The sequence below is a fragment of the Streptomyces sp. NPDC044063 genome (assembly GCF_056434285.1).
This window is the reverse complement of the sequence record NZ_JBWKFM010000017.1, coordinates 42,698-54,760: the sequence shown is the minus strand read 5'-3', so window position 1 is coordinate 54,760 and position 12,063 is coordinate 42,698. Positions and strand designations below refer to the sequence as shown.

The following is a 12,063-nucleotide window of genomic DNA, read 5'->3' as shown; positions in this document are numbered from 1 at the left end:
CGTCGGGCACGCCCGGTCTCCAGGTGCGCCGGCGTACTCGGGGGCCCCTCGCCGAGCAGCGTACGCGGCAGCTCGGCGAGCCTGTTCGGATACACCGTCTCACGGGCCGGGAGCGGTTCCTCGCACGACCGTCCGCCGCGGCCCGCCCCGTCCCGCCCCGGCCGGTTCAGCCGTGGGGCACCGGAACCCTCCCGCGGCCCCCCGCCCGGCGCCGGACCCGTGCCAGCGGCCCGTACGCCGCGCCGCCCATGACGAGCGCGGCGCCCGCGACCACGCAGGTGACCATCAGCGGCAGCGGCCCCGGGCGGGAGGTCCCGCCGGGCAGCGCGGCGAAGGAACCGGGCCGGTCGATCATGCCCCAGCCGCTCGCCGGCCAGGCCGTGGCGTCCACCCGGGCCCGTACCGCCTCGCGCGGCACCGCTCCCTGGCCGCCGTCGGACAGATGGCTGCGGGAGTCGACCGAGTCGGTGCGGTGGTCGCCGAGGAGGAACAGCCGGCCCTCGGGCACGATCGCGGTGAAGGGGGTGGGCGAGGCGGGGCCGGAGTCCCGCAGATAGGGCTCGTCGACCGGGGTGCCGTTGATCGTCAGCCGGCCCTGCCGGTCGCAGCACACGATCCGGTCCCCGCCGGTGCCCACGACCCGCTTGATCATGGGCATGTTGCCCCAGACCCGGTCCTGGAAGACGACGACGTCCCCGCGCCGCACGGCGTCGCCGTGGACGCGCTGGGCGAGGACCCGGTCGCCGACCCCGATGGTGGGGGCCATCGAGTCGGTGGGCACGGTGTACGGCTTGTACTGCACGGCGGCCCAGGCGAAGCCGCCGAGGAAGAGCACCAGGCCCACGGCCACGGCCAGCCCGGACAGCACCGCGCCGGTGCGGCCGGCGCCCTCCCCCTCGTGTCCCGCTCTGCTCATCGCGTTCCCGCCCCGCCTCAGGACCACGGGGCCGAGCCCTCGTGGAAGATCGGATTACGCATGCCCAGGGGCACCGGAATCGCACCCTACCCGGCGGTACGCCCGGCAGTCAGCCCCTCGGCCCGACCTCGTTCACGCCTCGCCCCACCACCGCTCACGCCTCCGTTCACCCCCGCGCCGCGCCGGCGCGGGCCGGCTCCGCCGCCCTCCGGGCGACGCGGCTCCGGCGCCACAGCACCAGCGGCACCGCGCCCGCCACCCCCAGCGCCGGCGGCACCGCGGCGGCGGCCGCGTTCAGCCCCGGCTGGTCGAAGGTGTCCGGCACCGGCAGCAGGGAGAGCCGGTTCAGCGGCCAGGCGACCGCGATCGCGCGACCCACCACGTCGTCCTCCGACACCGTGCCCTGGAACTTGTCGCCCTCCATGTGCCAGCGGGAGTCCAGCGAGTCCTGGCGGTGGTCGCCCATCACCCAGATCCGACCCTTGGGCACCTTGAGCGGACCGAACGGCTTGTCGCTGCACGGGGTGTTGCCGGGGAAGATGTACGGCTCGTCCAGCGGCTTGCCGTTGACGACGACCGGCTGGTTGTCGCCCTTGCACTCCACGGTGTCCCCGCCGACCGCGATGACCCGCTTGATCAGGTCCTTCTCCTCCGCCGACGGCATCAGCCCGACAAAGCTGAGCACCTTCTGGACGACGCTCGCGACCGGGCCGTTGTCCGCCGAGGGGCTCTCGCCCAGCCAGTTGCCCGGGTCGTGGAAGACCACGACCTCACCGCGCTCGGGTTTCGACCCGAACCACGGCGTCAGCTTGTCCACCAGCACCCGGTCGCCGCGCTGAAGGGTGTTCTGCATCGACTCGGAGGGGATCGAGAAGGCCTGCACCAGGAACGTCTTGATCACCAGCGCGAGCAGCAGGGCGATGCCGATGAGGAGCGGCAGCTCCTTCCAGAAGGACCGCTGCCGGGAGGGCTCGCGCCGGCCCGGCTCCGGATCGGCCCCGGCGTCCGGCGGCTCCTGCCCACCGTCCTCGCCCGGCGCGGTGCGCGGCGCACCGGACGGCTCGCCGGCGTCCCCGGACGCGCGGGACGGCTCCCCGGCACCTTCGGGGGAGGCGCCGGCACCCCCGTCCCCCGTACCCTCGGGCGGCTCCCCGGAGCGCTGCTCGTCCCCGGGCCGCCGCTCGGGCTCGCCGTGACCGGACCGTGAGCCGACCGCCACGTCCCCCACATCCACTCCTCACTCCGGGCCGCCGCCCGCGCCGCACACGACACGGGCCCACCACTCCCCTAACGAGCGGGAGTTCCGCAGGGCTCGGGGATCGGCGAGTCGAATTACACCGATGCGCCCTGATGGTCCCTTTGTGAGCCCGGCCCTCGCCGGCGTGAGCCGGACAGCGGCCCCCCGCCGCCTACAGCCTGCGCCAGTGCCCGAACGGCCAGGCGATGACCACCGCGCGTCCCACCACCTTGTCCTCCGAGACGGTGCCCATCCCTGGTTGGTCCAGGTGGTAGCGCGAGTCGGCCGAATCGGACCGGTGGTCGCCCATCACGAAGAGCCGCCCGCGAGGCACCTGCACCTCGAACCTGATCTTCGAGGGGGGATTACCGGGGTGGACGTAGGGCTCGTCGACCGGCTTGCCGTTGACCGTGACCTTGCCGGCGGCGTCGCAGCACTTGACGGTGTCACCGCCCACTCCCACGACCCGCTTGATCAGGTCCCGTTCGTCGGCGGACGGCAGCAGTCCGATGAAGGTCAGCGCCTGCTTCACCTGCTTGACCCCGATCGGGTCCGGCCCCGCCGCATACGTCTGGTCGCCGTCCAGCCAGCCGCCCGGGTCCTTGAAGACCACCACGTCCCCGCGCTCCGGCCGGGAGCCGAACCACGGCGTCAGCTTGTCGACGAGCACCCGGTCGCCGATCCGGATCGTCTGCTCCATCGAGCCGGACGGGATCACGAACGCCTGGACGAGGAACGTCTTGAGGACGAGGGCGATCAGCAGCGCCACGCCTATGAGGACGGGCACCTCCTTGAGCAGGGACCGCTGGCGCCGCCGCTTCATCCGCTTGGCGGCCTTCCGCCGCTCGGCCCGCCCGCCGGTGACGGGCGGCGCCGCGCCGGGCGCCGTTCCGCCGGCCGTCCCGGTCGCCTCGGCCGTCCCCGTGCCGACCGCTTCCTCCGGCACCGTACGGATCGCCGTGCCCGCTCCGGCCCCCGTCACCGGGCGGGGGCGAGGGCCGGTACGGCCCCGGCTACCCATGCGACACCCCGTCAGGCATCCCGTACGACGTCCCGTGCGACGCCCCGTCCGGAGTCCCGTACGACGCCCCGTCCGACGTCCCGTACGACATCCCGCCGTGCCCGCCCGCGCCACCGCTCCCGCCCGGGTCCGGCACGCCCGCGAAGGCGGAGGACCGTTTCAGCGAGGTCATGCGGCCCATCGGCCAGCCGATCCAGTCGGCCCGCCCGATGACCCGGCCGACCGGGACCGTGCCCCCACCGGGCTCGCCCAGGTGGTCACGGGAATCACGGGAGTCACTGCGATGGTCACCCATGACCCATAGCTTGCCCTCCGGCACCACGATGTCGAACGGCACGCGCGAGGGCGAGTCGCCCGGGAAGAGATAGTCCTCGATCACCGGGTGGCCGTTGACCTCCAGCCGGCCCGCGCGGTCGCAGCACCGGACGCGGTCGCCGCCGACGCCCACGACCCGCTTGATGTAGTCGTTCCGCGAGGAGGACATCAGCCCCACGGCCGAGGCCCCCTTGCGCACCAGGGCCGTCACCGGGTTCTCCGCGGGCCCGGCCCCGGCCTGGACGAAGGAGTCGGTGCCGTCGAAGACGATCACGTCACCGCGCCGGGGCTCGTCGCCGAAGGCGTAGGCGAGCTTGTTGACCAGGACCCGGTCACCCACGTCGAGGGTGTTCCGCATCGACCCGCTGGGAATCAGAAAGGGCTGCACGACATAGCTGCTGACCAGCAACAGGAAAAACATGCAGACGACCAGCAGCAGCCCGGCCCGGCGCAGCGGCCCGCCGCCGGTGAGCCAACGCCGGGCGCGGGCGGCGCGGGCCGTGAAACGCGCGGAGCGCGACCCCCGCTCCTCCCCCTGGACGGGGTCGGGCGGGAGATCGCGCTCCGGAAGCTGTGCGAGCTGTTCGTCGGTGTCCATCGGCCGAGAGCCTATCCGGCCGGGCCGGGACGCCGCCGGGAAGCTCAGTTGTCGCGCTTCTCCTTGATCTTCGCGGCCTTGCCGCGCAGCTCACGGAGGTAGTACAGCTTGGCGCGACGAACGTCACCGCGGGTCACGAGCTCGACCTTCTCGAAGATCGGGCTGTGCACCGGGAAGGTGCGCTCGACGCCGACGGAGAAGGAGACCTTGCGGACCGTGAAGGTCTCGCTGACGCCGGCGCCCTGGCGGCGGATGACGACACCCTTGAACTGCTGGATACGGGAGCGGTTGCCCTCGATGACGCGGACGTGGACGTTCACGGTGTCGCCGGGGCGGAACGCCGGGACGTCGGTGCGCAGGGAGCCGGCGTTGACGCCGTCGAGCAGGGTGGACATAAGTCTCTGCTTCCTCGCTGATGCCACAGGTCATCAGCGGAATCGTGCTGAAAGGTGGAGTGGTGCCGAAGCGGCGGGCGGCGTCGGTCCCCCTGTGGCAGGGGCGCGCGCCGGACGCACGGCAACGGCTCATTCTTCCACGAGGGGGTCCACTCGCCCAAATCGGCCGTCCTCGCCCGGGGCCCAGCCCAGGATCGAGAGCATCTCGCGGTCCTTCTTGTCGAACGCCGCCGGGTCGGCGCGCTCGATCAGGTCCGGCCGGTTCAGGGTGGTGCGCCGGAACGCCTCGTCCCGGCGCCAGCGGGCGATCTTCCCGTGGTGGCCGCTGAGCAGCACGTCCGGGATGCCCCGGCCGCGCCACTCCGGCGGCTTGGTGTAGACGGGGCCCTCCAGCAGGTCGGCCATGGCCCCGGGGGCGAAGGAGTCGTCGCGGTGCGACTCGGCGTTGCCCAGGACGCCGGGCAGCAGCCGGGCGACGGCCTCGACCATGACCAGCACCGGGGCCTCGCCGCCGGCCAGCACGTAGTCGCCGATGGAGACCTCGCGCACGTCGAAGCGGTCGCCGTACTCCTCGATGACGCGGCGGTCGATGCCCTCGTAGCGGGCCGGGGTGAACACCAGCCACGGCTTCTCGGACAGCTCGACGGCGAGCTGCTGGGTGAACGGCCGGCCGCTGGGGGTGGGGACGACGATGGTGGGCCGCGCGTCCTCCGCGCCGGACTCCACGATCGCGTCGAGCGCCTCGCCCCACGGCTCGGGCTTCATGACCATGCCGGGGCCGCCGCCGTACGGGGTGTCGTCGACGGTGTTGTGCTTGTCGTGCGTCCACTCCCGCAGGTCGTGGACGCGTACGTCCAGGACGCCGCGGGCGCGCGCCTTGCCGACGAGCGAGACGTTCAGGGGCTCCAGGTACTCCGGAAAGATCGTGACGACGTCGAGGCGCATCAGGCGTCGCCCTCGCTCGCGCCGTCGTCGCGGGAGCTCACGACCTCGGCCTCGGCGGAGTCGAGCAGACCGCGCGGCGGGTCGACGACGACGATCTGGCGGTCCAGGTCGATCTCGGTGACGATCTCGGAGACGAAGGGGATCATCGCCTCGCCGCCGTCCGGCCGCTCGACGATGAACAGGTCCTGGGACGGCAGGTGGGAGATCTCCGCGATCCGGCCGACGGCCGTGCCGTCGACGGTGACGACGTCGAGATCCATCAGCTGGTGATCGTAGAACTCGTCGGGGTCCTCCGGCGTCTCGTCCGGGTCGACGTCGGCGATCAGCAGGGTGTTGCGCAGCGCCTCGGCGGCGGTGCGGTCCGCGACGCCCGTGAAGCGCAGCAGCAGCCGGCCGCTGTGCACCCGACCGGTCTCCACGGTGAGCGGGCCCGTGCCCGCGGGGTCCGTGGCCAGCACGGCACCCGGGCCGAGCCGCAGCTCGGGCTCGTCCGTCCGCACCTCGACCGTGACCTCGCCCTTGATGCCATGGGCGCGGCCGATCCTCCCGACTACCAGCTGCACAGTCTCAATCCTTCACGCAAATCCGTACGAACGCGACAACGGGCCGGGAAGGAGAATCCTTCCCGGCCCGTGCCGGTGCTCTATCGCTGCTCAGCGGACGTCGTCCACGTCGACCAGGTCGACGCGGATGCCACGGCCGCCGATGGCGCCCACGACGGTACGCAGGGCGCGCGCGGTGCGGCCGTTGCGGCCGATCACCTTGCCGAGGTCGTCGGGGTGCACCCGGACTTCCAGCACGCGCCCGCGACGCAGGTTGCGCGAGGCGACCTGCACGTCGTCGGGGTTGTCGACGATGCCCTTAACGAGGTGCTCGAGGGCCTCCTCGAGCATGCTCAGGCCTCGGTCGACTCAGCGGACTCGGCCTCGGCCTCGTCCTTCTTCTCCGACTTCTTCGCCTTCGGGGTGATGGCCTCACCCTTCGACGCGTCGGCGGCGTTCACGGCGGCGTCGAACAGACCGCTGTGGTCGGCCTTCGGCTGGGCGACGAGCATCGGGGCCGGGGCCGGCAGACCCTTGAACTTCTGCCAGTCGCCGGTGACCTTGAGGATGGCCAGGACCGGCTCGGTCGGCTGCGCGCCGACGCTCAGCCAGTACTGGGCGCGCTCGCTGTCGACCTCGATGCGGGAGGGGTTCTGCACCGGGTGGTACAGGCCGATCTCCTCGATGGCCCGGCCGTCACGGCGGGTACGGGAGTCGGCGACGACGATGCGGTAGTGAGGCGAACGGATCTTGCCCAGACGCTTCAGCTTGATCTTGACTGCCACGGAAGTGGTGTCTCCTGGTCTTGACGTGGTTGGGCACAACAAGATGCCACGTGGGGTTGCGGTACTCGGGTGCCCGATGGACGCGTCAGCCGGAGGAGAGAGGGGTCCTGTGCGACTGTCGAGTACAGCGACCCATTGTGCCACACCCGCGTGGGAACGCCGACCCCGGCCGGAACCCGGGCCGCACCCCGGGACCTCGCGGCGTCAGCCGACGGAGACCGCCTCGGGGATACGGAAGGGCTGGCCGCAGCCACCGCACATGATCGGCGCCTGGGCGAGCACGGACGGCACCACGCGGACGTTGCGCCCGCACTGGCAGACCGCCTTCACCCGCACCCCGCCGCCCGACGAGCCGTGCCGCGCGGCCGGACCCCGGAAGGTGCGCGAGGTGTCGGCGGCGGTGGCGACGGTGTGCGCCTTCAGCGCGCGCTGCAGTCTGTCGATCGTGGAGCGGTAGCGCTTGCGCGCCTCCGGGTTGAGCACGACCAGGGAGAAGCCGCTGCTGGGGTGCGGCTCGTCGCTGTGGTCGAGCCCCAGTTCCTCGGCGATCGCCAGGAACCGGCGGTTGTGGTAGCGGCCCGCACGAGAGGTGTCGCGGACACCGCGGGCGGCCGCGATGCCGTGCACTGCCTCGTGCAGCAGCCTTTCGAAGGAGAGCTCGGCGCCACAGGCGGACGACGACTCCCCGATCAACGATTCGGGCGCGGCTAGATCCGGCAGCTCGGGGTGGAACCGCTGAATGTCGGCCCACGCCTGCGCCAGCTCTGCGGCGAGAACAGGTGGTGTCGTGCTCACGTCGTGACAACGAGCCGGGACGGCCCGGTGTTCCGATACCGGGCCATCCCAAATAATTTGCACGTACCAGTCAGTTTCCCGCCTCATACGTCCCGAGGAGGGCGGGTGCGCAGAACTACGGAGAAGGCGGATGAGCCGTGCACCAGTTCGCAAGGTGGGACGTACTGACTCATCAGTAAGTGCGACGTTCCAGCGCAAACGACCCGGGCGCGCGCCGAGAGCGCGCGCCCGGGTACGCGGGGATCAGTAGGCGCGGGCGACGATCGCGAGGGCGCCCTCGGCGTCGTCGGTCTCCGGCACCGAACCGTCCGGCATCACCAGGCAGCGCACGGTCACGGCCTGCTCGGCCAGCTTGGCCTCGCCCTCCGCGCCCAGCGTCGCCCACGGGATGCGGGCCCAGCCGCCGGCGAGGGCGGCCTCGGCGGCCTCCTCGATGGTCGCGACGTCCGTGGTGCGGGACTCGCGGCGCTCGCGCGACTCGCGCAGCAGCTGCGCCTGGTCCTCCTCCAGGACCTTCGGCAGCAGCGCGGCCAGCTCGTCGATGCGGACCGGCTCCTTGCCGCCCGGGATGCGGCGGGCCAGCATGGCCGTGCCGTTCTCCAGGTCGCGCGGGCCGATCTCGATGCGGACCGGAACGCCCTTGAGCTCCCAGTCCACGGCCCGGCGGCCGAACGGGGTGTCGGTGCGGTCGTCGACCTGCACCCGCACACCCGCGGCCTTGAGCACGTCGCCGATCTCGCGGACCTTGGCCAGCACGGCCTCGTCACCCTTGATCGCCAGGACCACGGCCTGCACCGACGCCAGGCGCGGCGGCACCCGGAGGCCCTTGTCGTCGCCGTGCGACATGATCAGACCGCCGACCATGCGGGTCGACACACCCCAGGAGGTCTGCCAGACCATCTCCTGGTGCCCGTCCTTCGACAGGTACGAGGTGTTGAAGGCCTTGGCGAAGTTCTGGCCCAGCTCGTGGCTGGTGCCCATCTGCAGCGCCTTGCCGTCGCCCATCATGCCCTCGAGGGTGAGGGTGTTGATCGCGCCCGCGAAACGCTCCTTGGGCGTCTTGCGGCCGAGGACGACGTCGATGCCGAGGACGTTGACCATGAAGTCGTAGTAGACCTCGCGGTGGATACGGGCCGCGTAGTCGCGGGCGTCCTCGTAGGTGGCGTGCGCGGTGTGACCCTCCTGCCAGAGGAACTCGCTCGTCCGCAGGAAGACGCGCGGACGCATCTCCCAACGCACCACGTTCGCCCACTGGTTGATCAGCAGCGGGAGGTCGCGGTAGCTCTGCACCCACTTCGAGAAGTACTCGTTGATGATCGTCTCGGAGGTCGGCCGCACGACGACCGGCTCGTCCAGCTCCTTGCCGCCGCCGTGGGTGACGACCGCGAGCTCGGGGGCGAAGCCCTCGACGTGCTCCGCCTCCTTCGTCAGGTACGACTGCGGGATGAAGAGCGGGAAGTACGCGTTGGAGGCACCCGCGTCCTTGATCCGGGCGTCCATCTCCTGCTGCATGCGCTCCCAGAGCCCATAGCCGTACGGCCGGATGACCATGGTGCCGCGCACCGGGCCGTTGTCGGCCAGCTCGGCCTTGTTGATCAAGTCCTGGTACCAGCGCGGGAAGTCTTCCGCCTGGGGGGTGAGAATGGGAGCCTTTGCCATGCTGCGAATGGTACGGGGCGCGCCACGCCGAGTGTGAATCCGTCCGCGGGACACCGGCCCTTCCCGGCCGGACCGCCCTCCTGTTCGCCTTCCGTTTCCGTCCTCGGGGCCGCCCGGCATTTCGTGCGACCCCGCCCGGCACATGCCATCGTGGGCACACGGGAACCTTCTCGCGTCACCCCCTGGACTCGGCGGCGGAAGCGGAGTTCTCTGGCATCGGGGGGTTTCACCACGACGCGCCACGAAGCGCCGCCCCGCGGCACACGGCGGCGCGTCGGCACGGCACGGGCACACGGCACCACACAGCGGCACTCATGGGGGCGGAACGACGGAGCAGGCCACACGGACACGTCACCCGGCGGATTGGGGCGCATTCGATGACACCTACGCTCGTACGGCGGCACCGGCCGTCCCCCACCTCGCCCGCCTCACGGGCCCGCGACTGGGCGGAAATCCAGGAACGGATGCTGGTACCGCTCTACGAAGCGGTCTACGAACGCCTCGAGGTCGGCCCCGACACCCGGCTGCTGGCCCTCGGCTGCGGCTCCGGACTGTCCCTGCTGATGGCCGCGGCGCGCGGCGCAGCCGTCTGCGGCGTCGACCACGACGGCCGCCGGCTCCAGCTCGCCCGCGAACGGCTGCTGCCCGAGGGCACCCGCGGCGACGGCGCCCGGCTGGTCCTCGGCGGCCCGGAGGACGCCTGGGACCGGACCCCCGCGGCAGCACCCCACACCCTGGTCACCGCCTTCGACCCGCTCATCACCGCCACCGGCGACACCGGCGCCCTGGCCGGCGCCCTCACCCGCGCCGCCGCCCGGGCCGCCCAGGGCACCCCCGTCGTCCTGGCCGGCTGGGGACCCCAGGAGCGCTGCGCCGCCTCCGGGGCACTGCGTGTCGCGGCCCGCCTCGCCGACCCCATGTGCGCGCCCGCCCGCTGGCGCCCCAGCGGACGCGACGACCTGGAGAACCTCGCCCGCCGGGCCGGGCTCACCCCCGACGGCTCCGGCCGCGTCGCCTGCCCGTACGGCTACGCCGATCTCGGCAGCGCGGTCCGCGGCCTGTTGTCCACCGGCGCCTTCGACGCGGCGATCGCGGCCACCGACGAGGAACAGGTCACCAAGGAACTGGCCGAGGCGCTCCATCCGTATCTGCGGCCCGACGGCACGGTGTGGATGCCGAATGTGTTCCGGTATCTGATCGCGCGGGTCTGAGGGTCGCGGGTCCGACGGGTCCGGGCGCGAAAAACACGTATGCCCCCGGAAGGACCGGGGGCATACGCGGGAAGCCTTTCGCCGGGCGTCAGCCCATGAACTTCTTGAACTCGTCGGGCAGTTCGAAGTCCTGCCCGCCCTGGCCGGCCGGCAGGCCCAGCGGATTGCCCGCCTGGGCGGCCTCGCGGCGCTCGGCGGCGGCCTGCTCCTCTGCCTTCCGCTTCATCGGGTTGCCGGACTGGCGCTTGCCCTTGGCCTGCTTGACCTGCTTCTTCTTTCGGGCCGCGCCGCCACCCATGCCCGGCATGCCGGGCATTCCCGGCATGCCGCCGCCCTGAGCCATGCGGGACATCATCTTGCGCGCGTCGAAGAACCGCTCGACCAGGTTCTTCACGGCGCTGACGTCCACGCCCGAACCCTTGGCGATACGGGCCCGGCGCGAGCCGTTGATGATCGTCGGGTCCTGGCGCTCGGCCGGGGTCATCGACTTGATGATCGCCGCGGTGCGGTCGACGTCACGCTCGTCGAGGTTGTTGATCTGCTCCTTGATCTGCCCCATGCCGGGCAGCATGCCGAGCAGCTTGGAGATGGAGCCCATCTTGCGGACCTGCTCCATCTGCGACAGGAAGTCGTCGAGCGTGAACTCCTTCGGCCCCTTCGCCAGCTTGGCCGCCATCTTCTCGGCCTCGTCCTGGCTGAAGGTCTGCTCGGCCTTCTCGATGAGGCTGAGCACGTCGCCCATGCCGAGGATGCGGGACGCCATGCGGTCCGGGTGGAACGCGTCGAAGTCGTCCAGCTTCTCGCCGTTGGAGGCGAACATGACCTGCTTGCCGGTCACGTGCGCGACCGACAGGGCGGCACCACCGCGGGCGTCGCCGTCGAGCTTGGAGAGCACCACGCCGTCGAAGCCGACGCCGTCGCGGAAGGCCTCGGCGGTGTTGACCGCGTCCTGACCGATCATGGCGTCGACGACGAAGAGGATCTCGTCCGGCGACACGGCGTCGCGGATGTCCGCGGCCTGCTGCATCAGCTCGGCGTCGATGCCGAGGCGGCCGGCGGTGTCGACGATCACGACGTCGTACTGCTTGGACCGGGCGAACTCGACGGAGTCCTTCGCCACCTGCACCGGGTCGCCGACGCCGTTGCCCGGCTCCGGCGCGAAGATCGCCACACCGGCACGCTCGGCGACCACGCCGAGCTGGTTGACGGCGTTGGGGCGCTGGAGGTCACAGGCGACGAGCAGGGGCGCGTGGCCCTGCTTCTTCAGCCAGTGGCCGAGCTTTCCGGCGAGCGTGGTCTTACCGGCACCCTGGAGACCGGCGAGCATGATCACCGTCGGGCCGCTCTTGGCGAACCGCAGGCGGCGGGTCTCGCCACCGAGGATGGTCACCAGCTCGTCGTTGACGATCTTGATGACCTGCTGGGCCGGGTTCAGCGCCTGGGAGACCTCGGAGCCGAGGGCCCTTTCCTTGACCTGCTTGATGAAGGCGCGCACGACGGGCAGGGCCACGTCCGCCTCGAGGAGGGCGATGCGGATCTCGCGCGCCGTGGCGTCGATGTCCGCCTCGCTCAAGCGGCCTTTGCCCCGGAGGGACTTGAAAGTCGCTGCGAGGCGATCGGAGAGGGTATCGAACACGGTGGTCG

General features: G+C 71.7%; 12 protein-coding genes and 1 pseudogene. 1 reads left to right on the top strand and 12 read right to left on the bottom strand.

Annotated elements, in window-relative coordinates; genetic code table 11:
- Nucleotides 1–166: 166 nt before the first annotated feature.
- The 11 genes and pseudogenes from lepB (AC07BS_RS21435) to proS all read right to left on the bottom strand — a co-directional run bounded on the left by lepB (AC07BS_RS21435) (nucleotide 167) and on the right by proS (nucleotide 9,208).
- A complete protein-coding gene (gene lepB / locus AC07BS_RS21435) occupies nucleotides 167–916 on the bottom strand; it encodes a signal peptidase I (RefSeq protein ID WP_478650244.1) in 750 nt (249 codons plus the stop codon).
- Nucleotides 917–1,082: 166 nt separating this feature from the next.
- The gene (gene lepB, locus AC07BS_RS21430; protein ID WP_478933893.1) at nucleotides 1,083–2,135 is read right to left on the bottom strand and encodes a signal peptidase I; all 1,053 of its coding nucleotides are present in this window, start codon (nucleotides 2,133–2,135) and stop codon (nucleotides 1,083–1,085) included.
- Nucleotides 2,068–3,174: pseudogene (lepB, locus tag AC07BS_RS21425) on the bottom strand (signal peptidase I); the annotation flags it as partial. The pseudogene lepB (AC07BS_RS21425) and the gene lepB (AC07BS_RS21430), both read right to left, overlap by 68 nt.
- Nucleotides 3,167–4,087 carry a signal peptidase I gene (gene lepB, locus AC07BS_RS21420; protein WP_478933829.1) on the bottom strand — a complete coding sequence of 307 codons (921 nt, stop codon included), beginning with the start codon at nucleotides 4,085–4,087 and terminating at the stop codon, nucleotides 3,167–3,169. The gene lepB (AC07BS_RS21420) and the pseudogene lepB (AC07BS_RS21425), both read right to left, overlap by 8 nt.
- Before the next feature lie 44 nt (nucleotides 4,088–4,131).
- A complete protein-coding gene (rplS, locus tag AC07BS_RS21415) occupies nucleotides 4,132–4,482 on the bottom strand; it encodes a 50S ribosomal protein L19 (RefSeq protein ID WP_478650240.1) in 351 nt (116 codons plus the stop codon).
- Nucleotides 4,483–4,611: 129 nt separating this feature from the next.
- A complete protein-coding gene (trmD, locus tag AC07BS_RS21410) occupies nucleotides 4,612–5,427 on the bottom strand; it encodes a tRNA (guanosine(37)-N1)-methyltransferase TrmD (protein ID WP_478933827.1) in 816 nt (271 codons plus the stop codon).
- Complete coding sequence (gene rimM / locus AC07BS_RS21405; protein WP_478933825.1) at nucleotides 5,427–5,990, bottom strand: ribosome maturation factor RimM; 564 nt, start codon at nucleotides 5,988–5,990, stop codon at nucleotides 5,427–5,429. Before rimM ends, trmD begins: the two co-directional genes overlap by 1 nt.
- Before the next feature lie 90 nt (nucleotides 5,991–6,080).
- The gene (locus tag AC07BS_RS21400; protein ID WP_190063066.1) at nucleotides 6,081–6,320 is read right to left on the bottom strand and encodes an RNA-binding protein; all 240 of its coding nucleotides are present in this window, start codon (nucleotides 6,318–6,320) and stop codon (nucleotides 6,081–6,083) included.
- Nucleotides 6,321–6,322: 2 nt separating this feature from the next.
- Complete coding sequence (gene rpsP, locus AC07BS_RS21395; RefSeq protein WP_478650233.1) at nucleotides 6,323–6,754, bottom strand: 30S ribosomal protein S16; 432 nt, start codon at nucleotides 6,752–6,754, stop codon at nucleotides 6,323–6,325.
- A gap of 204 nt (nucleotides 6,755–6,958) precedes the next feature.
- Entirely contained in the window at nucleotides 6,959–7,549 is a 591-nt protein-coding gene (locus AC07BS_RS21390) for a hypothetical protein (RefSeq protein ID WP_086566029.1), read from the bottom strand.
- A gap of 243 nt (nucleotides 7,550–7,792) precedes the next feature.
- Nucleotides 7,793–9,208, bottom strand: a complete 1,416-nt coding sequence (gene proS, locus AC07BS_RS21385) for a proline--tRNA ligase (protein ID WP_478650231.1) — start codon at nucleotides 9,206–9,208, stop codon at nucleotides 7,793–7,795.
- A gap of 377 nt (nucleotides 9,209–9,585) precedes the next feature.
- Here proS and AC07BS_RS21380 point away from each other — a divergent pair, with 377 nt between their 5' ends.
- Entirely contained in the window at nucleotides 9,586–10,419 is an 834-nt protein-coding gene (locus AC07BS_RS21380) for a class I SAM-dependent methyltransferase (RefSeq protein WP_478650229.1), read from the top strand.
- A gap of 88 nt (nucleotides 10,420–10,507) precedes the next feature.
- On the opposite strand, the gene ffh is transcribed toward AC07BS_RS21380, so the two are convergent.
- On the bottom strand, nucleotides 10,508–12,055 hold the full coding sequence (ffh, locus tag AC07BS_RS21375) for a signal recognition particle protein (protein ID WP_478650227.1): 1,548 nt from the start codon (nucleotides 12,053–12,055) through the stop codon (nucleotides 10,508–10,510).
- Between the last annotated feature and the right edge of the window lie 8 nt (nucleotides 12,056–12,063).

What these genes read in the sequence shown, in the direction of transcription:
- lepB (WP_478650244.1), bottom strand. Translation starts at nt 916, where the DNA reads ATGAGCAGAGCGGGACACGAGGGGGAGGGCGCCGGCCGCACCGGCGCG.
- lepB (WP_478933829.1), bottom strand. Translation starts at nt 4,087, where the DNA reads ATGGACACCGACGAACAGCTCGCACAGCTTCCGGAGCGCGATCTCCCG.
- rplS (WP_478650240.1), bottom strand. Translation starts at nt 4,482, where the DNA reads ATGTCCACCCTGCTCGACGGCGTCAACGCCGGCTCCCTGCGCACCGAC.
- trmD (WP_478933827.1), bottom strand. Translation starts at nt 5,427, where the DNA reads ATGCGCCTCGACGTCGTCACGATCTTTCCGGAGTACCTGGAGCCCCTG.
- AC07BS_RS21400 (WP_190063066.1), bottom strand. Translation starts at nt 6,320, where the DNA reads ATGCTCGAGGAGGCCCTCGAGCACCTCGTTAAGGGCATCGTCGACAAC.
- proS (WP_478650231.1), bottom strand. Translation starts at nt 9,208, where the DNA reads ATGGCAAAGGCTCCCATTCTCACCCCCCAGGCGGAAGACTTCCCGCGC.
- AC07BS_RS21380 (WP_478650229.1), top strand. Translation starts at nt 9,586, where the DNA reads ATGACACCTACGCTCGTACGGCGGCACCGGCCGTCCCCCACCTCGCCC.